We start from the raw sequence: 21,994 nt of genomic DNA, 5'->3' as shown, positions 1-21,994 counted from the left end.
TTCCCGGCATATAGATTCAAGAGACACCCTTTCAAGACATCATCCCCATCGTGGTCCGTGTCCAACGCCCCTGGGAGGAAAACACAATGACATCGACTTCAAGCACAAGGAAAGTTGCCGACTCCGGCGATAGTGGCGAATTCGAACGCCAGCGCATTCCCGCCGACAAGCAATTGAGCGGCACCTATTTCCTCGGCGCCTATGCCGGTGAGCACGTGGCTGGTACCGAATTCGTCATCGGTGCCTCGCTGGTCGCTCTCGGCGTCAGCACCAGCGACTTGATCTGGGGGCTGCTGATCGGCAACCTGCTCGCCGTGTTGTCCTGGGCCTGGGTCTGCAGCCCTATCGCCACCCGCTCACGCATGACCATCTACTGGTATCTGGAGCGGCTAGCCGGCAAGCACTTCTCGACCGTCTACAACCTGCTCAATGGACTGATCTTCGCAGTGGTTTCCGGCGCCATGGTCACGGTATCGGCCTCGGCCTTTCGCGTGATGACCGATATTCCTCCGCAGACCGCCTGGTACCCCCAAAGCGTCAGCTTCGTGATGCTGGCGCTGTTCGTCGGTGCCATCACCGTGTGGATGACGGTCAAGGGCTTCAAGCTGATCGCCAACTTCTCGACGGTCTGCTCCCCATGGATGGCTACCATGTTCCTGGCCAGCGGCGTCATTACCGTGCCCGTGCTGCTGCACACCGGCCAGCTCGATGGCATCACTTCGCTCAACGGCGTCCTCGACACCTTCGTCTGGACCGGCACTACGCCTGACGGCTCCGCAGGGATTTCGGTTTGGGTCATTGCCGCCTGGGCCTGGGGCGCCAACCTGCCGATGCACCTGGGGATGAGCGACATGAGCATCCTGCGCTTCGCACGTAAGTCCAGCTACGGCTATTTCTCCGCCGCCGGCATGTACATCGGTCACTTCATGGCGTGGATCTGCGCCGGTCTGATGGGGGCCACCGCCGCCCTGATGGCGAAATCCTCGCTCATCGAGATGGACCCGGGTGGCGTGGCGTTCCGCATCCTTGGCGCCATGGGCCTGATCGCCGTCGTCGTGGCTGGTTGGACGACGTCCATTCCCAGCCTGTATCGCGCAGGCTTGGCCTTTCAGGCCGTGTTCGACCGCTTCTCGCGTGTGCAAGTCACTGTCGCTACCGGCGCCGCGACGACCGTAATTGCCTGTTTCCCATTCGTGTTTACCCAGTGGCTGAACGTCCTGTCGTATTTCATCATGCTGATCGCCCCGGTCGGTGCCATCATCGCGGCTGAGCATTTCCTGCTGCCGCGCCTGGGCATTCGTCCTTTCTGGCGTGAGCAACACGGGCTCGCCACCAACCTGCCCGCCTTTGCTTCGTGGGGGCTCGGCGTCGCGGTAGGGATAATGTTGCTGTCCCTGCACGTCATCCACCTGTTCACCCTGTTCATTCCCGTGTGGCTGGTCAGCTTTCTCGGTTATCCACTGCTGTGCCGTCTCGCTGGGGCCGCCAAAGGCAATGACACCAGAGAGCCTTACGAGGCCGCTTATGGCCCGGTACTCAAGCGTGGTTCAACGGAGCCACTGCCTACAGGCTACCAGCCGGTCAATCGCCGCAACCCCTGGTATGCCATCGCCGTGGTCTGCCTGCTTGCCATCCTGGGCATCGCCGCCTGGGGCGGGGTCACCGATAACGCCGTTGCCCACCTGGAGACCTTCCAGAGTCTGATCATCCTGCCAACGCTGCTCTACTTCATTGCCGCCACCATGTGGATGAAAGGCCGCCGCAAACCGCGATCCCGGCTCGGGCGCTCCACCTCACCCCTGGCCAGCGGCGCCGATTGAGCCTGTGACGCCACCTGGCGATGAGTGCAATAGTCCCGGAAGTCCGCCCGCGGCGACTGGGACAGCCAGGACGCGGGGCCCTAGCGGCAGAAGCTCATGCCGCGCATGCCGAGATGGAAGTGGTTGGCGTGTGCGGCGTTGTACTCCGGGCCGAGCACGGTGCCGAACAGCCCGCAGGCGCCGGCTTGTACCTCACGCAGGAACTCGTCGGCGGCATCGTCATCGCCCCAGTCGTCGAGCACGCTGATGCGTCGGCCGTCGGCCAGGCGAAAGGCCGCCACGTCCAGCGCCTCGGCCGTGGCATGCTCGCTGCGTCGGGCGTTCTCGCGATGGTAGATGTTGCGACAGGCGAAGCTGCCGTAATGCTGCACGGCGGCGACGCGTGCGCCGAAGCGGGCCTCGGCGGCGGGTTGCAGGCGATGGCGTTCGAACAGCACCCAGGCCACCGCCAGCGGGCAGCTGGCCACGAAGCTGGCGTTGAAGGCGACCTCGCCGCCGCGTACGCGCAACACGTTTACCAGGGGGCAACCGGCAACCGGAGTGTAATCGGCCAGCGGCGTGTAATCCAGGGTGCCGGCCGGCGCGGAATCGAGGACCGCCCGGCAGGCCTCGCGGTCGTCTTTTAGACGGCCTAGCTTCCATTGCGTCACCGGCGTGAGCGGATCGCTGACGACCAGCGGCGCGAAGGGATTCCACTCGCGGGGGATCGTCCAAATGCCCTTATCGAAGGCGACGCCTATGACGATCAGCAGTAGTGGAAAGGCGGTGCTCCAGAAACCTTTCATCGACTCGTCCCTGTCGTGTCTTTCGATGATTACCATCTCGATTGCGTAGGTCCAAATCGCAATAGCGGCCATACAGCCCTATTGTTAGCCGCTTACCAATTAGCCGTAATGACCTTATCCGTCGCGGGGCGTAGAATTTTCGGATTGTCTCTGCCCGGAAAGCTCATGCCCAGCGACGCGACGCCCCATTCAGGTCAGTCCCATTCGAGCCAGTCTCACCCTAGCCAGCCGCGCGCAACCCGGCCCAGCACCGACTCGGCCCTCGAGGCCAGCGAAAAAGTCTACCGCCAGTCCGGTTTCCTGGCCTTCCTGTTCTCGCGCCTGGCCGCGGTTTTCGCCATGCAGATCCAGGCGGTGGTGGTCGCCTGGCAGGTCTACGACATCACTCGCGACCCGCTGTCGCTGGCCTACGTCGGTCTCGCCCAGTTCCTGCCGATGGTCGTGCTGCTGCTACCCGCCGGCGACCTGGTCGATCGCTTCGATCGCAAGCGCATCCTGCAGGCCAGCTGGACGCTGCAGGCGGCATGCAGCGGCCTACTGCTATGGCTTTCCTACACCGCCTCGAGCGACGTGAGCGGCTACTATGCCGTGCTGGCGCTGTTCGGCTGCGCCCGCGCCTTCACCGGCCCGACCCTGCAGAGCCTGCTGCCGCAGATCGTGCCGCGCGCCCAACTGGCCCAGGCGATCGCCCTGAACAGTGCGATCATGAAGATCGCGGTGATCGGCGGGCCGCTGCTCGGCGGCTTGCTCTATGCCTTCGGCGGCAGCCTGGCCTACGCGGCCTGCCTGGGCTGCTTCCTGCTGGCGTTGATGCTGCTGTGGCGCGTGCCGGTGCGCTACAAGCGGGAAGCCCGCCCCAAGGAGACCACGGCCTGGAAGCGCTTTACCGCCGGCATCGGCTATATCCGTTCCAAGCCGATCATCCTCGGCGTGATCTCGCTCGACCTGTTCGCCGTGCTGCTGGGCGGCGTGATTGCCCTGCTGCCGATCTACGCCCAGGAGATCCTGCATGTCGGGCCGCAGGGATTGGGCGCGCTGCGCAGCGCAATCGCCGTGGGCGCGCTGCTGATGGGCGTGTATCTCGGCGTGCGGGCGATCCGCCGGCATGTCGGCTGGGTGATGTTCGCCGCCGTGGCGGTGTTCGGTGTGGCCAATCTGGTGTTCGCGCTGTCCGAGACGTTCTGGCTGTCGATGACGGCGCTGGTGATCGCCGGCGCCGCCGACATGATCAGCGTCAACATCCGTCTGACATTGCTGCAACTGGCCACGCCGGACGACATGCGCGGCCGGGTCAACGCCGTCAACATGCTGTTCATCGGCTCGTCCAACGAGCTCGGCGAGTTCCGCGCCGGCACCAGCGCAGCGTGGTTCGGCGTGGTGCCCGCGGCGGTCATCGGCGGCGTCGGCACCCTCGCCGTGGTCGGGCTGTGGCTGTGGGGCTTCGCCCCGCTGCGCCGGGTCGACCGTTTCGAGGAGGTCGATCCCGCTGGAACGGCACGCTAGTCGAACAGGCTCACCACCAGCGCCGCCAGCCCGACCGTCAGCGCGACGAGCACGGCGACGCTCACCAGCCAATCGAGCAGCCGATCGATGTCCAGGGGCCGGCCGACGGCCCGGGCCATGCGCGGTTTGCGGCGGGTCGCACCGCGCCGGGGTGGCGGTTTCGGTGTGTGGTTCATGGCAGGGTTCCGTGACTGACCGTCCACGACAAACCGTCCGTGACAAACTGTCCGTGACGAACCGTGTGCCCTCAAACATAAGCGCCGCCGGCGTTTTTAACCAGCCCCTCGAGGCGCTTCCTCGCTCCGCCCCGTCAACGCAAGACGCCCGGCCGGGCCGGGCGTCTTCACTGGGAACCGGCGGCAGCGATCAGCTGCCCTCACGGGTGTTGATGCGCCGATTGACCACGTCGGGGGCACGGCGGTAGCGATCGGCTTCGGCAAGCTCATCGGCCTCGAAGACGTCGGCGCCGACCGGGGTCTCGCCGTGGCGGCGATAGAGCGCGGTGAGCATCGCCTTGCGGTCGGAGCGCAACTCCTTGATCAGCACGAACACCATGCCGTAGAGGATGAAGGTGAACGGCAGCGCCGAGAGCACCGAGGCCGATTGCAGGCCCTTCAACCCGCCGGCGATCAGCAGCGTCAGGCAGATGGCGGCGATCAGCAGTCCCCAGGCAATGCGCTTGTAAAGCGGCGGATCGATCGAACCGCCATCGGTCATCTGGGCGACGATGTAGGTCGCCGAGTCGGCGGAAGTCACCAGGAAAATGAAGATCAGCAACAGGCCAACCAGCGACAGCGCGTTGGAAAACGGCATCAGGTCGAACATCTGGAACAGCGCCGAGGTGATGTTCTCGTCGGTCGCCGCGGCCAGGCCGACATCGCCGGTAAGCTCCATGTTGAGCGCCGCGCCGCCGAACACCCCGATCCACAGGCAGGCCAACAGCGGCGGCATGATCAGCACCCCGAACACGTACTCCTTGATGGTGCGTCCACGCGAGATACGCGCAACGAAGGTGCCCACGAACGGCGACCAGGCGATCACCCAGGCCCAGTAGAAGATCGTCCAGTTATTGGCCCAGCTGCTGTTCTCGTAAGGCGAGGTGCGCAGGCTCATGCCGACGAAGTTCTGCAGGTAGTCGCCGATGCCCAGGGTGATCGTCTTGAGGATCGCCAGCGTCGGTCCGGTGACCAGCACATAGAGCATCAGCGCGAAGCACAGCACCAGGTTGATGTTGGACAAGCGCTTGATGCCCTTGTCCAGCCCACCCCAGGCCGACGCCATGTAGCAGACGAACATCGCGCCCATGATCGCGAACTTCCAGAAGGCGCTCTCCTCGACGCCGAATACCGCCTTCAGACCGCCGTTGATCTGCAGCACCGCCAGCCCGATCGAGGTCGCCACCCCCATGATGGTCGCCACCACGGCAAAGATATCCAGTGCCGGCGTCCACTTGCGCAACTTGGGACGCTTGGCGGTCACCGACGACAGCACCGACGACACCAGGCCGGCCTGGCCCTTGCGAAACTGGAAGTAGGCGATGATCAGGCCGACGATCGAGAACGCCGCCCACTGATGGATGCCCCAGTTGAAGAAGCTGTACTGGATGGCGTAACGCGCCGCCGCGGTGCTTTCAGGCTCGACGTCGCCGAACGGCGGATGCAGGTAGTGAGTCATCGGCTCGGCCATGCCGTAGAACACCAGGCCGACGCCGAAGCCGGCCGCCAGCAGCATGGCGACCCACGAAAAGAAGCTGTAGCTCGGCTTGCTGTCCTGCGGGCCGAGGCGGATCTTGCCGTACTTGCTCAGCGCCAGGCAGCTCAAGAACAGCACGAAGCCGAACACCGAAAACAGGTAGAACCAGCCGAAGTAACGCCCGATCGTCTTCAAAGCAGCGTCGGCCACCGCGCCGAACTGGCTGGGGTAGGCGGCGCCCACCGCCACCAGGGCGATTATGATCAAGGCGGAAATGGTGAAGACGCGTTGCCTTCCAGAGTTGGCCATTGGAAATTCCTTTTCCCGAGAGTCGCGTTAGGGCCAGCTTGCCATTACCCTTCCCGCTATAGCAATCAACCCGGCGCACTCGCCCCTATCGAGGATGCGTCATGACAGCGGGCTGCGCATGTCCTTACCACCGTTCACCTCACTGACTTCCGCCACCGCCTGGCTCAACCGCCTGGCGGAGTCGCGTCATGCCATGGCGCTGCTGTTCCTCGCCTCGATGCTCGAGACGCTGATCATCCCCATTCCCATCGAACTGATCCTGATCCCGTGGATGATCAGCCAGCCCGGCGCCAAATGGCGCCTGGCCGCGGTAGCACTGGCCGGCAACCTGACCGCCGCACTGATCGGCTACGGAGTGGGCGGCCTGGCCATGGCGCAATGGGGGGATACGCTGGTCTCGCTGTTCGGCGGTCAGCAAGCCTACAGCGACTTCGAGAGTCGCTTCGACGCCAACGGTTTCCAGGCGATCCTCGCCGTGGGCATCACGCCGGTACCCTTCCAGATCGCCATGCTGGTGGCCGGTGCCAGCCACTACCCGCTGCCGCTGTTCCTGCTGGCCGCACTGACCGCCCGCGGCATCCGCTATTTCGGCCTGGCGCTGCTGGTCGCCATCGTCGGCGAGCGCGCCACGCGGCTCTGGCAGCGGCACTCAAAACCGATCGGCCTGGTTGGGCTGGCCATCTTTGCCCTCTGGGCCTATGTGCAGGTGACTGCGTAAATCTTTCCAGACCCGCCAGATTCACCGATTTCGTTAAGTAATCGTTAAGCCGACCGATGCACTCTACCCTCGAGGTCCTTCGTCGAGGGTAGCGCGATGTGCGAACCATGCAGTCCCCATTCCATTACCGCAGCGCTTTCGTCCCTGGCCTGGCGCGAGGCCCGTGCTGCCGAGCGCGCCGAGTTGGAAGCCTTCATCGCCGACGGTTACGCCCGCGAACACGGTGCGATCCTGACCCACTTCCAGCCGCGCCTGTTCGGCCTATGGCGAGGCGAGGAACTGCAGGCGGCGCTAGGAATACGCCATGCCGGTCGTGAAACGCTGTTCCTCGAACGCTATCTGGATGCACCGGTCGAGCGGCGTCTGGCCGAGGTGCTCGACGACACGGTCGCGCGCGACCGTGTCGTCGAGGTCGGTAATCTCGCCACCCTACGCCGAGGCCTGCTACGCCCACTGATCGTCACGTTGATCGAGACTCTGATCGATGAAGACATGCAATGGCTAACGTTTACCGCTACAACCCAGGTACGCAACGCCTTCCAGCGGCTAGGGCTGGAAGCCTGGCCGCTGGCCGAGGCCGACCCAGCCCGCCTGGGCCGGGAAAGCGCCGACTGGGGCCGCTACTACGCCAATGCCCCGATGGTGATGGGTGGCGACATGCGCCGTGCCTGGCGGCACCTGCAGGCATGCCGCACCCCAACGTCGACCGTGCTGGCCACGCTCACCGCTCATGAACGAACATCGCCCGATGCCCTGCTCGGGCGCGACGATGGCCCGCTGCTGGGGTTCGGCCATGTCTGAGCACTTCTATCAACACCTCACTGAGCTGGCTCAGTCACGGCCGCAGCATATCGCGCTCGAGGACGCCCAGCAGCAACTGAGCTATGTCACGCTGATTGGTGAGATCGACGCCCGCATCGCGCGGCTGCACGCTTTCGGGGCCGCACGCGTCGGGCTGGCGTTGGACAACGGCATCGACTGGGCGCTGTGGGACTTGGCACTGCTGTTCGCCGGCGTCGTCAACGTCCCCCTGCCGGGCTTCTTTTCACCCGCGCAACTCGCCCATGTCGCCGAGCAGGCCGGGCTCGACACCCTGATCGGCCCGCCCGGTCTCGGCGAATCGCTGGGCTTCGCGCCCGCAAGCGACACCGCACTTTATCAACGCCGGGTCGATGCCGCGCCAACGGTGCCCGAGGGCACCGCCAAGATCACCTTCACCTCGGGGACCAGCGGCGCCCCCAAGGGCGTGTGCCTGGATGCCGGGGCGCCGCTGCGTGTCGCCGAGAGCCTGGCCGAGATCGCCGCCGGCTGCGGCGTGCAGCGTCACCTCGCCATGCTGCCGCTGGCCACCCTGCTGGAGAACATCGGCGGGCTCTACGCCCCCTTGTGGCTGGGCGCGACCAGCATTCTGCCCGGACTCGCGTCGCTCGGCTGGCAGGGCGCCAGCGGCTTTAACGTCACGCTCGCCCACCGCCAGTTCGATAGATACCGTCCCCACAGCCTGATTCTCGTTCCGCAACTGCTCGAGGCGTTGCTTGGCGGCTCGCCCCACCCGGCGGCCAATGGCACTCGCTTCATAGCCGTGGGCGGCGCGCGGGTATCGCCGAGCCTGCTCGAGGACGCCCGCAGTGCCGGCTGGCCGGTATATGAGGGCTATGGACTGTCCGAATGCGCCTCGGTGATTACCCTCAATCGCCCCGGCGATAATATTCCGGGCAGCGTGGGCCGCCCGCTGCCCCATACCGATGTCCGCCTGGCCGACGACGGCGAAGTGCTGGCCGGCGGCAGCACGATGCTCGGCTATCTCGGTGATGACACGCCTTTACCACCGTTCTGGCCGACCGGCGACCTGGGGCGCTGGGAGGACGGCCGATTAGTGCTGGTCGGACGCCGCAAGCAACTATTCATCACCGCCTACGGGCGCAACGTCGACCCCGCCTGGGTCGAGGCCGAACTCACCGCCGAGCCGGCGATCGCCCAGGCCTGGGTCCACGGCGAGGCACTGCCCGCCAATCGCGCGCTACTGGTCCCGTCGCACCCCACTATTGACGACATCCAACTCGCCGATGCCGTCGCCGCGGCCAATGCCCGACTGCCGGACTATGCACGAGTCACCCACTGGCGACGCACCGCGCCCTTCACCGCGAGCGAGGGCCTGGCCACCGCCAACGGGCGGCTACGTCGCGGGGCGCTGGCCGCACACTATCGCGACTGGCTGGAGGCCCCACTCGACGCTATGACGCTCACCACCCCGGCCAATCACTCTGCGGAGAACGCATCATGAGTCACTATCGCTATCTCCAGCAGGCCACCGCCGACTCACGCGACGGACTGCTGGCCACGTCGATTATCCAGCGCGCCCTTGATGGGCGCATCAGCCGTGATGAATACCTGGCGTTTCTCGGCCAGGCCTATCACCACGTCAAGTACACCGTGCCGCTGATGATGGCCTGCGGCGCGCGACTCCCCGAGCGTCTGGAGTGGCTGCGTGGCGCGCTGGTCGAGTACATCGAGGAGGAGTATGGCCATCAGCGCTGGATCCTCGATGACATCCGCGCCGCCGGTGGCGACCCGGATAGCGTGGCGGACAGTCGGCCGGCACCGGCCACCGAGCTGATGGTGCGCTATGTGCGCGACGTGATCTCCCATGACAACCCGGTGGGCTTTTTCGGCATGGTCTTCGTCCTCGAGGGCACCAGCACCGCGCTGGCAACGCGCGCCGCCGGGTCGATTCGCGAGGGGCTCGGCCTACCCCAGGAAGCCTTCCACTATCTTGAGTCCCACGGCGATCTCGACATCGGCCACCTGGCATTCTTCGAGGGCCTTATCGATCGTCTCGATGATGCCGACGATCGGCAGGCGGTCATCGACACCGCCAACATGGTCTATCGGCTCTATGGGGCGATGTTCCGTGGGCTGGACGCCGCCGGCGGTGGCTGCACTGAGGCACTCGATCATGCACTGGTCTGATCGGCGCATTTTGCTCACCGGCGCCAGCGGCGGCATCGGCCGCTCCCTGGCCCTGAAGCTGGCCCGTCGCGGTGCGCGGCTATTACTGGTAGGCCGTAATCCGTCGACGCTACAGGCCCTGGCCGACGAACTGCCGGCACCTGCCGAGTGGCGGGCCCTCGACCTGCGCGACGCCAGCGGTCGACAGGGGCTGGTCGAGGCGGCGCGCGAGGCGGGTGTCGACATGCTGATCAATGCCGCCGGCGTCAACCGCTTCGGCCTGTTCGCCCACCAGTCGCCGGAGAGCGTAGACGAGCTAATTTCCCTCAATGTCACCGCCACGCTGCAGCTCACTCAGGCCATGCTGCCATTGCTCAAGGCCGTCGACGAGGCGTGGATAGTCAATCTCGGTTCGACCTTCGGCGCTATCGGCTACCCGGGCTACGCCAGCTACTGCGCCAGCAAGGCCGCGCTGCGCGGCTTCTCGCAGGCCCTGCGCCGCGAACTTGCCGATACGGCGATCCACATCCACTACATCGCCCCGCGGGCCACGCGCACGGCGATGAACGACGCCGCGGTCGACGCCCTCAATGCCGAGCTGGGTAATGCCATGGACGATCCCCAACAGGTCGCCGAGGCGATCATCCGCGCAATCGAGCAGCGCGCCGTCGACCGCCACCTGGGCTGGCCCGAACGATTGTTCGTGAGCCTCAACGCCGTGGTTCCCGGGGTTGTCGACCGGGCGCTGCGGCGCCAGCTCGCCATCATCCAGCGCTTCGCCAACCGTTCCTGAGCCACGCCAATAACTTCTGGAGATCGATCATGGCAGCCATCGCCCTTCCTGTCCGTTACCTCCGCCGCTTCGCGGCCATCGCCGCTCTCATCGGCCTGGCATTGACTTTCTCGTCCCGGGCCCTGGCAATGAGCGACGCCGTCGCCAGCGGCGTCCATGAGCTGCAGAGTCGCTGGGCGCAGATCCAGTACAAGGCGGCGGAAGACCGGCGTGTCGAAGGCTTCGATCAGCTCCACCAGCGCGCGCAGGCCTTGATCGCTGCGCACCCCGACTCCGCCGAGCTGTACATCTGGGCCGGCATCATCCGCAGCAGCGAGGCCGGCGCCAAGGGTGGGCTCGGCGCACTGTCACTGGTCAAGGAGGCCAAGGACGACCTGGAGAAGGCCCTGTCGCTGGATAGCGGCGCCCTCGACGGTTCGGCCTACACGAGCCTCGGCGCCCTCTACTATCAGGTGCCCGGCTGGCCGATCGGTTTCGGCGACGACGACAAGGCCAGGGAGCTGCTCAAGAAGAGCCTGGCGCTAAACCCCGACGGCATCGATCCGCTCTACTTCTGGGGTGATTTCCTGCATGATCAGGGCAACGACGCCGAGGCCCGCCGCGCCCTGCAGAAAGCCTTGAAGGCCGCGCCACGCCCGGGTCGCGAGGTCGCCGATCAGGGCCGCCGCGAGCAGATCCATGAACTGCTCGATGAATTAGATTGACCGAGAGACGAGCAGGGTTGTGTTGACGGTCGTGCGCCCTCAGAGTGGATAAATATTGAGCCAACTAACGACTCACTCTTTTCTTCCTCGAGGTCTTCATGTCCCGACTCGCCAACACCCCGCTTTCCGTGCTCGACCTGGCGCCGATCCGCCACGGCGGCAGCATCAGCGAGACGTTCGCCGACAGCACCGAGCTGGCCCGCCAGGTCGACGAACTCGGCTTCAACCGCTACTGGCTGGCCGAGCATCACAATATCGACGGCATCGCCAGCGCGGCGACCTCGGTGCTGATCGGCCATATCGCCGGCGCCACGTCGCGCATTCGCGTGGGCAGCGGCGGGATCATGCTGCCCAACCATCCGCCGCTGGTGATCGCCGAGCAGTTCGGCACCCTGGAGACGCTCTACCCGGGACGCATCGACCTGGGACTGGGCCGGGCGCCGGGCTCCGACGGCGCGACCATGGCGGCGATGCGCCGCGATCCGCGCGCCGGGGTCAGCGACTTTCCCGACATGCTCGATGAGCTGCGCCGCTACCTGGGCGATGCCCTGCCCGACCAGCGCGTGCGCGCCGTGCCCGGCCAGGGCACCCATGTGCCGATCTGGCTGCTCGGTTCGAGCGGCTACAGCGCCCAGCTCGCCGCGCGGCTCGGCCTGCCGTTCGCCTTCGCCGCGCAGTTCGCGCCCGGCTACCTGTTCGAGGCGCTGCGCCTGTACCGCGACCAGTTCCGCCCATCCGAGGTGCTCGATGCGCCCTACGCGATGGTCGGCATGCCGCTGATCGCCGCCGACAACGACGCCCATGCCGACTATCTCGCGACCACCTCGCAGCAGAAGTTCCTCAACCTGATCCGCGGACGCAGCACTCGCGCCCAGCCACCGGTGGAAAGCCTCGACTGGACGCCCCACGAGCAGGCCGCGGTCGCCCAGCACCTGGGCGCGGCGGTGGTCGGCGGACCGGACAGCGTGCGCGCGGGGCTCGAGCGCTTTATCGAGCAGACCGGCGCCGACGAGCTGATGCTGGTCACCGACGTCTTTGATGCCGCCGATCGTCGCCGCTCGTTCGAGATCGTCGCCGACGTCTGGCGCAACTGACGTTCGGTTGGCATCCGACCATCAAAAAAGCCGGCTTGCGCCGGCTTTTTTCGTTGACGGATAGCGCCGGATTCAGCCGCGCAGGCGCTCGGCAAGCAGCTTCTCGAGCTTGTCCTGATCGTCGGCGAACCGCCGGATGCCCTCGGCCAGCTTGTCGTTGGCCATGGCGTCCTTGTTGTGGCCCCAGCGGAACTCCGGCTCGGTCAATGCCGGCAGGCGCTCGGTGGCCTCGCCGACGTCGGTGATCTTGCGCTCGACCTCGCCTTCGCTGGCGGCCAGCTCCTCGAGCAGCGCCGGCGAGATGGTCAGGCGGTTGCAGCCGGCCAGCGCCAGGATCTGTCCGGTGGTGCGGAAGCTCGCGCCCATCACCACGGTGTCGTAGCCGAAGTCGCTGGCGTAGCGGCACACACCCTGCACGAACTGCACGCCGGGATCCTGATCCGGTGCGTAGTCCTGGCCGGTTTCCTTCTTGAACCAATCGGTGACCCGGCCGACGAACGGCGAGATCAGGTGAACGCCGGCATCGAAGCAGGCCCGCGCCTGGGCGTCACTGAACAGCAGCGTCAGGTTGCACTGGATGCCCTCGCGCTCGAGGGTCTCGGCGGCGCGGATGCCTTCCCAGGTCGAGGCCAGCTTGATCAGGATGCGCTCGCGGCCGACGCCGTGACGCTCGTAGAGATCGATCAGCTGATGGGCCTTCTTGATGCTCGCCTCGCGGTCGAACGACAGCCGCGCGGGAACCTCGGTGGAGACACGCCCCGGCACCAGCTGCGATATCTCGCGACCGATCGCCACCGACAGCCGGTCCACCGCCTGCTCGACCTGCGCTTCGGGATCGCTGACCTCGCGCTTGACGACGTCGAGCGTCTCGTCGATCAGCGCCTGGTGACCGGGCAGATCGAACGCCTTGAGGATCAGCGACGGATTGGTGGTGGCGTCGTGCGGCTGATAGCGACGAATGGCTTCCAGGTCACCGGTATCGGCGACTACCAGAGAGAGCTGCTTGAGAGCGTCGAGTTGGCTCATGGGATCATCCTTGTCTGTCGATCAATGGGCTCGGCGCCGGCCTCAGGCCGGCACGTCGTAGCGTTCGGCCAACGCCTGACGATAGCGAAGGTAGAGTTCATCATAACGCGTACCGGCCTCGCTGCGGGGCCGCGTACGGGTTTCGGCATCGAGGCTCACCAAACGTTCGCAGAGCGTGGCCAGCGATTCGCCGCCGCCGCGGCGCTGGGCGTCGCACCACGCCGCCTGGATCGCCGCGCCCAGCGCCGCGGCTTCGGTGAGTCGCGGGCAGACCACCTCGACGCCCAACACGTCGGCGACGATCTGTCGCCACACCGGGCTCTTGGCACCGCCGCCCACCAGCCGGATCTCGCTGACCCGGTCGGCCAGCGGGCCGAGCAGTTCGAGGCCGTAGCGCATGCCGAAGGTCGCGCCCTCGACCACCGCCCGGCACAGGTTGGCGGCGCTGGTGTTGAGGCTGGTCAGGCCGACGAAGCTGGCGCTGGCGTGGGGCAGCGGCGGCACCCGTTCGCCGTTGAAGAACGGCAGCGCCATCACCCCCTCGGCGCCGACCGGCGCGGCGGCGACGCGCTCGCCGAAGGTCGCCACGTCGAAGCCGAACAGCTCACGCACCCGGGTGGTCGCCGAGGTCACGTTCATGGTGCACACCAGCGGCAGCCAGCCGCCGCTGCTGGCGCAGAAGTTGGCGACCATGCCCTGGGCATCGACCACCGGCTCCTCGGCATAGGCGCATACCGTACCCGAGGTTCCCAGGCTCATGGTCACCAGCCCCGGGGCGATGTTGCCGGTGCCGATCGCCGCCATCATGTTGTCGCCGCCGCCGCTTGCGACCAGCACGTCGTCGGCCAGGCCCAGCTCGCGCGCCACCTCCGCGCGCACCCGGCCGACCGGCTCGGACGAATCGATCAGCCGCGGCAGTACCGTGGCCGGGTCGAGTTCCGGGGCGACGGTCTTGAACACCTCATGATGCCACGCGCGCCGACGGGTATCGAAGTAGCCGGTGCCCGAGGCGTCGCCGCATTCGGTGACCCGCTCGCCGGTCAGCCAGAAATTGAGGTAGTCGTGGGGCAGCAGCAGACTGTCGATGCGCCGGTAGGCCTCGGGGTGGGTGTCGCGCAGCCAGGCGACCTTGGACGCGGTGTAGCCGGTCTGCAGTAGCAAGCCGAGCTTGTCGAGGCAGGCCTGGCGGCCGCCCAGCGCCTCGATCAGGTTCTCGTTGTGCAGCGCGGTCTCGGTATCGCACCACAGCTTGGCCGGGTAGACCGGCTCGCCCCGGGCGTCCAGCGCGACCATGCCGTGCTGCTGACCGGAGACGCCGATGGCGCGGATCGCGCGGGCGTCGATGCCCGCCTCGGCCAGCGCATCGGCGAACGCGCCGCGCAGCGCGGCCAGCCAGTCGTCGACCGACTGCTCGCGCCGCCCGCCGTCGCCCTCGATCAGCTGGTGCGCCCGGCTGCCCTCGCCGACGATCGTCGCGCGCTCGGCATCGACGATCACCACCTTGGTGCTCTGGGTGCCACAATCCACGCCTACGTACATTTCCCACTCCCCTTCCGGTGCTGGCGCCGATCAGTACAAGGATAGCCGCCGACGCTTGCAAGCAACATCAGCGCGGGCCCACCAGCGCCTCGACGGTGGCGCGCGCGCCGTCGCGATGCAGCCGCTCGAGCGCATCGAGATAGGCCGCGCAAAAGCGTTCGTCGTCGGCCAATTCGCCGAATAGCTGGCGGTTGCCGATGAACGCACGGGGGTTCTGGCGGTTGTCGGCGGCCAGCGCCATCAACGCCTCCTTCAGCCGGTCGACCACCTCGATCGGCTCGCCCCGTTCGTCGCGGCCTTCGGCGTAGCGCGCCCAGCTGGCCACCACCGCTGCGCTGCGCTTGATCTCGCCGCCGCGCTCGAGCTGTTCGCGGATCACCGGCAGCAGCCACTTGGGGATGCGATCCGAGCTTTCGGCGCACAGCCGCGCCAGGGTATCGCGGATCTCGGGGTTGGCGAAGCGCGCGATCAGCGTGCGCTTGTAGTCGGCCAGGTCGACCCCCGGCACCGGCGACAGCGTCGGCGTGGCCTCGATGTTCATGTAGTCGAGCAGGAAGTCGACGAACAGCGGGTCCTGGCAGACCTCGTGGGCATAGCGGTAGCCCGCCAGATAGCCGAAGTAGGTCAGCGCCTGATGGCTGGCGTTGAGCAGGCGCAGCTTCATCAGTTCATAGGGGATCACATCCTCGACCATCTGCACCCCGACCTTCTCGTAGGCCGGCCGGCCGAGCGGAAAATGGTCTTCGAGTACCCACTGGGTGAACGGCTCGCAGACCACCGGCCAGCGGTCCTCGACGCCGAAGCGCTCGGCGAGCGCCGCGATGTCGGCCGGCGTGGTCACCGGGGTGATACGATCGACCATCGCATTGGGGAAGCTGACCTCGGCCTCGACCCAGGCGCCCAGCTCGCCGTCCAGCGCCCCGGCATGGGCGGTGAACATGCGCCGGGCGACGTCGCCGTTGCCCTGGATATTGTCGCAGGACATCACCGTGAACGGCGCGATACCCCGCGCGCGACGCAACCGCAGCGCGGCGACCACCAGCCCGAAGGTGGTGCGCGGCGCGTCGGGCTCTGCGAGATCGTGGGCGGCGTCGGGGTTGGCCAGGTCGTACTCGCCGGTCACGTGGTGAAAGTTGTAGCCGCCCTCGGTGACGGTCAGCGAGACGATCCGCGTCGCCGGATCGGCCATGCGTTCGATCACCGCCTCGCGCTCGTCGGGGGCGTAGAGATAGTCGACGATCGAGCCGATCACCCGCGGCTCGTAACGCCCGTCGGGATGCTTGACCACCAGCGTGTAGAGATGATCCTGGGCGGCCAGCGCGGCCTGCATGCGCTGATCGCCGGGCATCACGCCGACCCCGACGATCCCCCAGTCGAGCGCCTCGCCGCGGTTCATCAGCTCGTCGAGATACATCGCCTGGTGAGCGCGATGGAAGCCGCCCACGCCGAAGTGGACGATGCCCGGGGTGACCCGCGAGCGGTCGTAGCCCGGCGTGGCAACGGCGGCGTCGAGCTGCGCCAGGGTGGCATTGGTCAGTTCAGTCATCTAGGGACTCTCCTGGGGGGGCCGAGTTGGGGCCGAGCGAGTGTCGAATCTCGGCGTGAAAGTGCCAGCGCCAAGTCGGCGCCACCGAGCGGTCGTTGACCAGCCGTGCGTTGAGCATGTCCTTGTCGTGGGTGCGTCGATGGGCGCCCTGCGCGTCCGCGCCCATGCCCCGCCAGCGTTCGAGCAGTCGCTCGATGAGCACGGCGTCGGGCACCTCGATGAACAGCGTCAGGTCGAACAGCGCATGCAGCTCGCGCCAGGGCGAGACGTCGAGCAGCAGGTAGTTGCCCTCGATGAGCACCAGGCGATGCTCGGGCAGGATCAGCCGGCCGCCGGCGCGCGCCAGGTCGAGCGGACGATCGAACACCGGTACCGCCACCCCGCCCTCATCGCGGCGCAGGCGGCGCAGATCGCCCGCCAGGCCCTCGACGTCGAAGGTCTCGGGCGCGCCCTTGATCATTAGCCGGCCCTGCGGCTCGAGTACCGCGTTGTCGTAGTGATAGCCGTCCATCGGGACGATGGCGGCAAACGCCGAGCCAGATCCAGCACCCAGTGCGTTGATGCGTGCGCAGAGCCGCTCGGTGAGCGTCGACTTGCCGGCCGCCGGCGGTCCGGCGATGGCCACCAGGGTGCGCCGCTGCGGCGAGGCACTCGCCAGCAGCCGCTCGGCCATGGCATCGAGCGTCGGGGTCATCGGCAGGTCGTCGGCCGGCGAGGCGTGTTTATCAGTCACGGCGTCACCTTGTCATGAACAGTCGTCAACAGGCGGTATAGCCGCCGTCCACCCGCAGGTCGGCGCCGTTGATCATCGCCGCATCGCGGGAGGCCAGGAACAGGATACTGTGGGCGATCTCGGCGGGCGTGGCGAAGCGCCGGGTGGGTATCAGCGCCTTCATGCGCTCGCCCTTCTCGCCGGCCCAGCCGTAGCGGCCCAGCTCGGTGTCGACCACCGTCGGCGACACCGCATTGGTGGTAATGCCGTGCGGCCCCCATTCCAGCGCCAGGGTGCGGGTCAGCCCCAGCACGCCGGACTTGCTGGCGCAGTAGGCGAGATGGCCTTCCAGCCCGACGCTGGCCGCCTGCGAGGCCAGGTTGACGATCCGCCCATAGCCACGCGCAAGCATCTCGCGACCCGCCGCGCGGCAACACAGGAAGACGCCACGCAGGTTGACCGCCTGGGTCGCGTCCCACAGCGCGGTATCCATTTTCTCGGCCGCGGCCAACGGGCCGATGCCGGCGTTGTTGACCAGCACGTCGATGCGCCCGAAGCGCTCGATGGCCCGCGCGACCAGCGCCTCGACTCCCGCCTCGTCGCTGATGTCGATCACCAGGGCCAGGTGCGCCGCGCCGAGCGCACGAGCGAGGGCCTCGACCGCCTCACTCTTGTCGGCCAGCACCAGCTGCGCGCCACTCGCGGCGAAACGCTCGGCGAGCTGCTTGCCGATGCCGTTGGCCGCGCCGGTGATCAGCACCACGCTGTCGCTGAAATCGAACTCCAGTTGGCTCATCGTCTCGCTCCAGTCGCTCAGCGCGTTTCGGGCAGACAGGCCCGGGCGTAGGCCGCGAGTACCTGCTGGACGTGATGCTGGACCAGCGCGCGGGGCTCGGCCGCCAGGCGCCCCTCGCGGATCGCCCGGTAGCCCTCGGGCAGGTATTGGCTGATCAGCGGCAACGGCAGCGGCTTGCTGCTCAGGGTGGTGAACAGCGCCGCGAGATTCGCCGCCACCTCGGGGCGGTTCCAGTAGTAGCGAATTCGGTCGCTGAGGCTATAGCGCCGCGCGAAGCGCTGCTGCTCGGCGTCACCCTGGTAATAAGCCTGCCAGTAGCCGGGGTTCTCCAGCATTGCCTGCTCGACGCTCGCGGCGAGTGGCGGCGCCTCGACGCCGGGGGCCTCGATGGCGATCGCCTCGAGCGCGAACAGCGCCTCGCGCAGGGCGAAGGTCAGCGCCGGGCCGACCTTGAGAATGGCGAAGTGGCCGGCGACCAGCTCGGCATACGCCGCGGCGGTCTGGTAGTCGGTGGAGTGCGCCTCGAAGACGATGTTCGGCCAGGCGGCGATGGCACGGCTGAGTTCGCGCGCCGCGTCGGGGACGAAGTCGACCACCTCGCTGTGGCCGAACTCGACGCCCGGTTGCACGACCACGCCGCGCACCCGCGACCAGGCGTCGGCCAGGTCGTGCTCGTCGAAGACCGTGCGATGAGTGGCGAGCGTGCGCTCCAGGTCTTGGGTCGAGGTCACCGCTACGCCGTCGAGGTGCTCGTGGGCGCCGCCCGGGGTGGGCACCTCGGTGCCGATCACGTAGCGCAACTCGCCGCGACGCTCGCCGGCGGCCTGCTCGGCGGCGCGACACAGCCGCGCGGCACGCGCCGCGACCTGGGCATCGTCGAGCGCCGGCGGGTCGTCGGCACAGGCCATGCTGGCATCGAGATGCAGCTTGGTGAAACCGGCCGCGGCGTAGGCCGCGACCAGCGCTTCGGCCTTGGCCATCGCCGCCTCGGCGGGCTGGCTCTGCCACGGCGAGGGGCCCAGATGGTCGCCGCCCAGGATCAGCCGCGCCGGATCGAAGCCGCATTCGCCGGCGATCGCCAGCACCCGGTCGCGGAAGTCCTCCGGCGTCTGGCCGGTATACCCGCCCTCCTGGTTGACCTGATTGCAGGTCGCCTCGATCAGCAGCGGCGAGGCGTCCTGGCGGGCCTGGAGGAACGCCGCCTCGAGCACCAGCGGGTGGGCCGAACACACAGAGTAGATGCCGCGGCGGCGGCCCTCGCGGTTGGCGGCGACGACAGCGTCGAGCAGGTGATCACTCATCGGGAACCTCCGTGGGATGCGATCAGGGCGTCGAGGGTGGCGCGGTCGCTGCAGCCCTCCATGGGCCCGACGCGGGTCACCGCGTGGGCGCCGGCGGCGCTGGCCAGGGCCAGGGCGCGCTCGAGCGATTTCCCCGCCGCCAGCGCGGCGATCAACGCCCCGCCGAAACAGTCGCCGGCGCCGGTGGGGTCACGCTCGTCGACCGGATAGGCGGCCACGCGGCGTGGCGCGTGATCGAGCATGAAGGCCTCGCTGCCGCGCGCGGCGCGCTTGAGCACCAGCAGCGACATGCGCTTTTCGATCAACAGCCGCTCGACGGTCTCGGCTTCCGGCTCGTCGCCACCCAGCCAGGCCAGGTCGGCCTCGCTGGGCAGGAAGATGTCGCAGTCGTCGATGCGTGCCAGCACCGCCGCACGGACCGCCGGGTCGGCCATCAGTTCAGCGCGGATATTGGGATCGAAGCTGATCTGGCCGCCACGCGCGCGGACCCGCGCGGCCAGCCGGTCGATCAGTGCGATGGTCGCCGATGAGGAGAGCGACGAGCCCATCACATGCAGGTAGCGGCATCCGGCGAGGCGTTCGAGCTGTGCGTCGTCGACATCGAGGCGCGCCGCCGCGCTGTGCGCCAGGTTGAAGATGAAGTCGCGTTCGCCGTCGGCGCGATAGCGCACGAAGGCGGTGCCGGTGGGAAACTCGGCGTCGCGCCTGACCGCGGTGGTGTCGATGCCGTCGGCATTCAACCGTTCGAGGATCAGATCGCCGAAGCCGTCGCTGCCCACGCAGCCGGCGTAGGCGACACGCGCGCCCATGCGCGCCGCCTGCGAGGCGAAGATCGCCGGCGCGCCGCTGGGAAACGGCCCCTGAAAGCGCCCCGGCGCGTCGAAGCGCTGGCCGGACCGTTCGGCGACGAATTCGGCGAGCAGTTCGCCGGCGGTGACAATATCGAACGCGAAGTCGCTCATGATCAGCTCATCCAGTTGCCGCCGTCGACGTTCAGCGTCTGCGCCACCACGTAATCGCTGTCGCTGGAGGCCAGGAATACCGCCGCTCCGGTATGGTCCTCGGGGAGCCCCATGCGGCCATAGGGCACCGCCTCGCCGACCAGGCGCTTCTTCTCGCCGGCCGGGCGCCCCTCGTAGCGCGCGAACAGCGCGTCGACCTCATCCCACATCGGCGTATCGACCACCCCCGGCGCGATGCCGTTGACGTTGATCCCCTGCTTGATCAGGCTGAGCCCGCACGACTGGGTAAGGCTGATCACCGCCGCCTTGGAGGCGCAGTACATGCTGACCAGCGGCTCGCCGCGGCGTCCGGCCTGGGAGGCCATGTTGATGATCTTGCCACCCTGGCCGCGCTCGACCATGTGCGCGGCCACCGCCTGCAGGGTGAAGAAGGTGCCCTTGACGTTGATGCCGAACTGCCGGTCGTAGCTGGCCTCGCTGACCTCGAGCACCGGGGCCATGTCGAACACCGCGGCATTGTTGACCAGAATATCGATGCCGCCGAAACGCGCCTCGACGGCCTCGATCATCGCCTGGCGGGAAGCGGCGTCGGCCACGTCGAGACGCACCGCCATCACCGGCGCATCGCGCGAGGCGGCCCGGATGTCGACCACCGCCTGCTCGGCGGCGGCGACGTCGATATCGGCGATCGCCACCCGTGCGCCCTCTTCCAGGTAGCGGCGAACGATCGCCAGACCGATGCCGCGGGCCCCGCCCGTCACCACCGCCGTGCGCTTGTCGAGTTTCATCTGAGATTCCTTGTGCCGAGATAGCCTGTCTTGAATGCCGCCTGCCCGGGCCCGGTATGCCAGTGGCTCAGTGAACGGCGCGGCGCTCGCCCCGCCAGCGTTGCACCAGCGCACCGAGCTCCGCCATGCGCTCGAGCACCTGCCAGACGCCGGCCTCGCGCAAGCGGGCGTCGTGACCGGGTTCGATATGGCTGGCGCCGGTGAAGCCGATTACCGTCATGCCGGCCGCACGCGCCGCGCTGGCCCCCGAGACGCTGTCCTCGACCACCAGACAGGCCTCGGGCGCGATCCCGAGGCTTTCCGCCGCCAATAGATAGACGTCCGGCGCCGGCTTGGGCCGGGCCACCTGCTCGGCGGTGAACAGCGGCGCCCCGCCCAGTTGGGTATCGAGCCCGGTATTGGCCAGCGAGGCGACGACCCGGCGGCGACTGCTGTTGGAAACGATCGCCAGCGGCAGGTCGAGGCCCTCGATCGCCGCTGCCACGCCGACCATCGCCTCGAGCTCAGCAGCCAGGCGCGTCTCGATCGCCTCGTCGATGCGCACCAGGGCGTCGGCGGGCAATGCATGGCCGCTGCGTTCGGCGAGATGGTCGAGAATCGCCTCGGTGGTCATGCCCAGCGCCCGGCGCAGCTCATTCCCGGTATGCAGGTCGGGCAGCCAGGCCGCCAGGCGCTCGCGCAGCACCGCCTCGGCGATCGCTTCGCTGTCGACCAGCACGCCGTCGCAATCGAAGATCAGCAACTCCATGGGCGACTCCATCACTGGCCGTCCGAGACCGACGGCGCGCGGTTTTCCCTGCGGTCGATATCGACCAGCGGGTGACGGTGGCGGTGCGCCAGCGCCGCGCCGTCGGCCTTGAAGAGATGCGCGCAGGTCGGGTCGAAGGAGAAGCGCACCGCGTCGTGCACGCGATGGGCGACGTCGCCGTCGGCGACCAGGATCCACTCGCTGTCGCC

General features: G+C 67.5%; 21 protein-coding genes and 1 pseudogene. 9 read left to right on the top strand and 13 right to left on the bottom strand.

Annotated features, from left to right (window positions below):
- Positions 1-86: 86 nt before the first annotated feature.
- On the top strand, positions 87-1,820 hold the full coding sequence (locus R6258_RS17880; protein WP_318453182.1) for a hypothetical protein: 1,734 nt from the start codon (positions 87-89) through the stop codon (positions 1,818-1,820).
- Positions 1,821-1,900: 80 nt separating this feature from the next.
- Here R6258_RS17880 and R6258_RS17875 read toward each other — a convergent pair whose 3' ends face one another.
- Positions 1,901-2,605, bottom strand: a complete 705-nt coding sequence (locus tag R6258_RS17875) for an extensin family protein (RefSeq protein ID WP_318453180.1) — start codon at positions 2,603-2,605, stop codon at positions 1,901-1,903.
- Between the two features lie 165 nt (positions 2,606-2,770).
- Between R6258_RS17875 and R6258_RS17870 the strand changes: the two genes are divergently transcribed.
- On the top strand, positions 2,771-4,108 hold the full coding sequence (locus tag R6258_RS17870; RefSeq protein WP_318453177.1) for an MFS transporter: 1,338 nt from the start codon (positions 2,771-2,773) through the stop codon (positions 4,106-4,108).
- On the opposite strand, the gene R6258_RS17865 is transcribed toward R6258_RS17870, so the two are convergent.
- Both R6258_RS17865 and R6258_RS17860 read right to left on the bottom strand, forming a co-directional pair.
- Positions 4,105-4,284: a hypothetical protein gene (locus R6258_RS17865; protein WP_318453175.1), complete on the bottom strand. Its 180-nt coding sequence runs from the start codon at positions 4,282-4,284 to the stop codon at positions 4,105-4,107. The two genes, R6258_RS17870 and R6258_RS17865, sit on opposite strands and share 4 nt — an antisense overlap.
- Before the next feature lie 190 nt (positions 4,285-4,474).
- The gene (locus R6258_RS17860) at positions 4,475-6,109 is read right to left on the bottom strand and encodes a BCCT family transporter (protein ID WP_318453174.1); all 1,635 of its coding nucleotides are present in this window, start codon (positions 6,107-6,109) and stop codon (positions 4,475-4,477) included.
- Positions 6,110-6,227: 118 nt separating this feature from the next.
- On the opposite strand from R6258_RS17860, the gene R6258_RS17855 reads away from it, so the two are divergent.
- The 7 genes from R6258_RS17855 to R6258_RS17825 all read left to right on the top strand — a co-directional run bounded on the left by R6258_RS17855 (position 6,228) and on the right by R6258_RS17825 (position 12,367).
- Entirely contained in the window at positions 6,228-6,827 is a 600-nt protein-coding gene (locus R6258_RS17855) for a YqaA family protein (RefSeq protein WP_318453172.1), read from the top strand.
- 96 nt (positions 6,828-6,923) lie between these two features.
- Complete coding sequence (locus R6258_RS17850) at positions 6,924-7,628, top strand: thermostable hemolysin (RefSeq protein WP_318453170.1); 705 nt, start codon at positions 6,924-6,926, stop codon at positions 7,626-7,628.
- Positions 7,621-9,111: an AMP-binding protein gene (locus R6258_RS17845; protein WP_318453168.1), complete on the top strand. Its 1,491-nt coding sequence runs from the start codon at positions 7,621-7,623 to the stop codon at positions 9,109-9,111. Before R6258_RS17850 ends, R6258_RS17845 begins: the two co-directional genes overlap by 8 nt.
- Complete coding sequence (locus tag R6258_RS17840) at positions 9,108-9,797, top strand: iron-containing redox enzyme family protein (RefSeq protein WP_318453165.1); 690 nt, start codon at positions 9,108-9,110, stop codon at positions 9,795-9,797. Before R6258_RS17845 ends, R6258_RS17840 begins: the two co-directional genes overlap by 4 nt.
- The gene (locus R6258_RS17835) at positions 9,784-10,569 is read left to right on the top strand and encodes an SDR family oxidoreductase (protein WP_318453163.1); all 786 of its coding nucleotides are present in this window, start codon (positions 9,784-9,786) and stop codon (positions 10,567-10,569) included. The genes R6258_RS17840 and R6258_RS17835 overlap by 14 nt, the downstream gene beginning before the upstream one ends.
- A gap of 29 nt (positions 10,570-10,598) precedes the next feature.
- Positions 10,599-11,273, top strand: coding sequence for a tetratricopeptide repeat protein (locus R6258_RS17830; RefSeq protein WP_318453161.1), 675 nt, complete (start codon positions 10,599-10,601; stop codon positions 11,271-11,273).
- 98 nt (positions 11,274-11,371) lie between these two features.
- Entirely contained in the window at positions 11,372-12,367 is a 996-nt protein-coding gene (locus tag R6258_RS17825) for an LLM class flavin-dependent oxidoreductase (protein WP_318453158.1), read from the top strand.
- A 72-nt stretch (positions 12,368-12,439) separates the two neighbouring features.
- On the opposite strand, the gene tal is transcribed toward R6258_RS17825, so the two are convergent.
- The 10 genes and pseudogenes from tal to R6258_RS17775 form a co-directional block, all read right to left on the bottom strand.
- Positions 12,440-13,393, bottom strand: coding sequence for a transaldolase (tal, locus tag R6258_RS17820; RefSeq protein WP_318453156.1), 954 nt, complete (start codon positions 13,391-13,393; stop codon positions 12,440-12,442).
- Positions 13,394-13,435: 42 nt separating this feature from the next.
- Positions 13,436-14,932, bottom strand: a complete 1,497-nt coding sequence (xylB, locus tag R6258_RS17815; RefSeq protein WP_318453154.1) for a xylulokinase — start codon at positions 14,930-14,932, stop codon at positions 13,436-13,438.
- Between the two features lie 67 nt (positions 14,933-14,999).
- Positions 15,000-16,478, bottom strand: a complete 1,479-nt coding sequence (locus R6258_RS17810) for a mannitol dehydrogenase family protein (RefSeq protein ID WP_318453152.1) — start codon at positions 16,476-16,478, stop codon at positions 15,000-15,002.
- On the bottom strand, positions 16,471-17,211 hold the full coding sequence (locus R6258_RS17805; RefSeq protein ID WP_412176394.1) for a nucleoside triphosphate hydrolase: 741 nt from the start codon (positions 17,209-17,211) through the stop codon (positions 16,471-16,473). Before R6258_RS17805 ends, R6258_RS17810 begins: the two co-directional genes overlap by 8 nt.
- Before the next feature lie 25 nt (positions 17,212-17,236).
- The gene (locus tag R6258_RS17800; RefSeq protein WP_318453151.1) at positions 17,237-17,986 is read right to left on the bottom strand and encodes a GolD/DthD family dehydrogenase; all 750 of its coding nucleotides are present in this window, start codon (positions 17,984-17,986) and stop codon (positions 17,237-17,239) included.
- A gap of 17 nt (positions 17,987-18,003) precedes the next feature.
- Complete coding sequence (locus tag R6258_RS17795; protein ID WP_318453149.1) at positions 18,004-19,287, bottom strand: D-tagatose-bisphosphate aldolase, class II, non-catalytic subunit; 1,284 nt, start codon at positions 19,285-19,287, stop codon at positions 18,004-18,006.
- A complete protein-coding gene (locus R6258_RS17790; protein ID WP_318453147.1) occupies positions 19,284-20,249 on the bottom strand; it encodes a sugar kinase in 966 nt (321 codons plus the stop codon). Before R6258_RS17790 ends, R6258_RS17795 begins: the two co-directional genes overlap by 4 nt.
- A gap of 2 nt (positions 20,250-20,251) precedes the next feature.
- Entirely contained in the window at positions 20,252-21,037 is a 786-nt protein-coding gene (locus R6258_RS17785; protein ID WP_318453145.1) for an L-iditol 2-dehydrogenase, read from the bottom strand.
- Between the two features lie 67 nt (positions 21,038-21,104).
- The gene (locus tag R6258_RS17780) at positions 21,105-21,785 is read right to left on the bottom strand and encodes an HAD-IA family hydrolase (protein ID WP_318453143.1); all 681 of its coding nucleotides are present in this window, start codon (positions 21,783-21,785) and stop codon (positions 21,105-21,107) included.
- An 11-nt stretch (positions 21,786-21,796) separates the two neighbouring features.
- Positions 21,797-21,994 (bottom strand): annotated as a pseudogene (locus R6258_RS17775) (ABC transporter); the annotation flags it as partial.

It is taken from the genome of Halomonas sp. HP20-15, assembly GCF_033446685.1.
Lineage (GTDB): Bacteria > Pseudomonadota > Gammaproteobacteria > Pseudomonadales > Halomonadaceae > Modicisalibacter.
Note: the sequence above shows the minus strand (reverse complement) of the source record. Positions and strands in the feature narration are given on the sequence as shown.

What these genes read in the sequence shown, in the direction of transcription:
- R6258_RS17880 (WP_318453182.1), top strand. Translation starts at nt 87, where the DNA reads ATGACATCGACTTCAAGCACAAGGAAAGTTGCCGACTCCGGCGATAGT.
- R6258_RS17875 (WP_318453180.1), bottom strand. Translation starts at nt 2,605, where the DNA reads ATGAAAGGTTTCTGGAGCACCGCCTTTCCACTACTGCTGATCGTCATA.
- R6258_RS17870 (WP_318453177.1), top strand. Translation starts at nt 2,771, where the DNA reads ATGCCCAGCGACGCGACGCCCCATTCAGGTCAGTCCCATTCGAGCCAG.
- R6258_RS17865 (WP_318453175.1), bottom strand. Translation starts at nt 4,284, where the DNA reads ATGAACCACACACCGAAACCGCCACCCCGGCGCGGTGCGACCCGCCGC.
- R6258_RS17860 (WP_318453174.1), bottom strand. Translation starts at nt 6,109, where the DNA reads ATGGCCAACTCTGGAAGGCAACGCGTCTTCACCATTTCCGCCTTGATC.
- R6258_RS17855 (WP_318453172.1), top strand. Translation starts at nt 6,228, where the DNA reads ATGTCCTTACCACCGTTCACCTCACTGACTTCCGCCACCGCCTGGCTC.
- R6258_RS17850 (WP_318453170.1), top strand. Translation starts at nt 6,924, where the DNA reads ATGTGCGAACCATGCAGTCCCCATTCCATTACCGCAGCGCTTTCGTCC.
- R6258_RS17845 (WP_318453168.1), top strand. Translation starts at nt 7,621, where the DNA reads ATGTCTGAGCACTTCTATCAACACCTCACTGAGCTGGCTCAGTCACGG.
- R6258_RS17840 (WP_318453165.1), top strand. Translation starts at nt 9,108, where the DNA reads ATGAGTCACTATCGCTATCTCCAGCAGGCCACCGCCGACTCACGCGAC.
- R6258_RS17835 (WP_318453163.1), top strand. Translation starts at nt 9,784, where the DNA reads ATGCACTGGTCTGATCGGCGCATTTTGCTCACCGGCGCCAGCGGCGGC.
- R6258_RS17830 (WP_318453161.1), top strand. Translation starts at nt 10,599, where the DNA reads ATGGCAGCCATCGCCCTTCCTGTCCGTTACCTCCGCCGCTTCGCGGCC.
- R6258_RS17825 (WP_318453158.1), top strand. Translation starts at nt 11,372, where the DNA reads ATGTCCCGACTCGCCAACACCCCGCTTTCCGTGCTCGACCTGGCGCCG.
- tal (WP_318453156.1), bottom strand. Translation starts at nt 13,393, where the DNA reads ATGAGCCAACTCGACGCTCTCAAGCAGCTCTCTCTGGTAGTCGCCGAT.
- xylB (WP_318453154.1), bottom strand. Translation starts at nt 14,932, where the DNA reads ATGTACGTAGGCGTGGATTGTGGCACCCAGAGCACCAAGGTGGTGATC.
- R6258_RS17810 (WP_318453152.1), bottom strand. Translation starts at nt 16,478, where the DNA reads ATGACTGAACTGACCAATGCCACCCTGGCGCAGCTCGACGCCGCCGTT.
- R6258_RS17800 (WP_318453151.1), bottom strand. Translation starts at nt 17,986, where the DNA reads ATGAGCCAACTGGAGTTCGATTTCAGCGACAGCGTGGTGCTGATCACC.
- R6258_RS17795 (WP_318453149.1), bottom strand. Translation starts at nt 19,287, where the DNA reads ATGAGTGATCACCTGCTCGACGCTGTCGTCGCCGCCAACCGCGAGGGC.
- R6258_RS17790 (WP_318453147.1), bottom strand. Translation starts at nt 20,249, where the DNA reads ATGAGCGACTTCGCGTTCGATATTGTCACCGCCGGCGAACTGCTCGCC.
- R6258_RS17785 (WP_318453145.1), bottom strand. Translation starts at nt 21,037, where the DNA reads ATGAAACTCGACAAGCGCACGGCGGTGGTGACGGGCGGGGCCCGCGGC.
- R6258_RS17780 (WP_318453143.1), bottom strand. Translation starts at nt 21,785, where the DNA reads ATGGAGTTGCTGATCTTCGATTGCGACGGCGTGCTGGTCGACAGCGAA.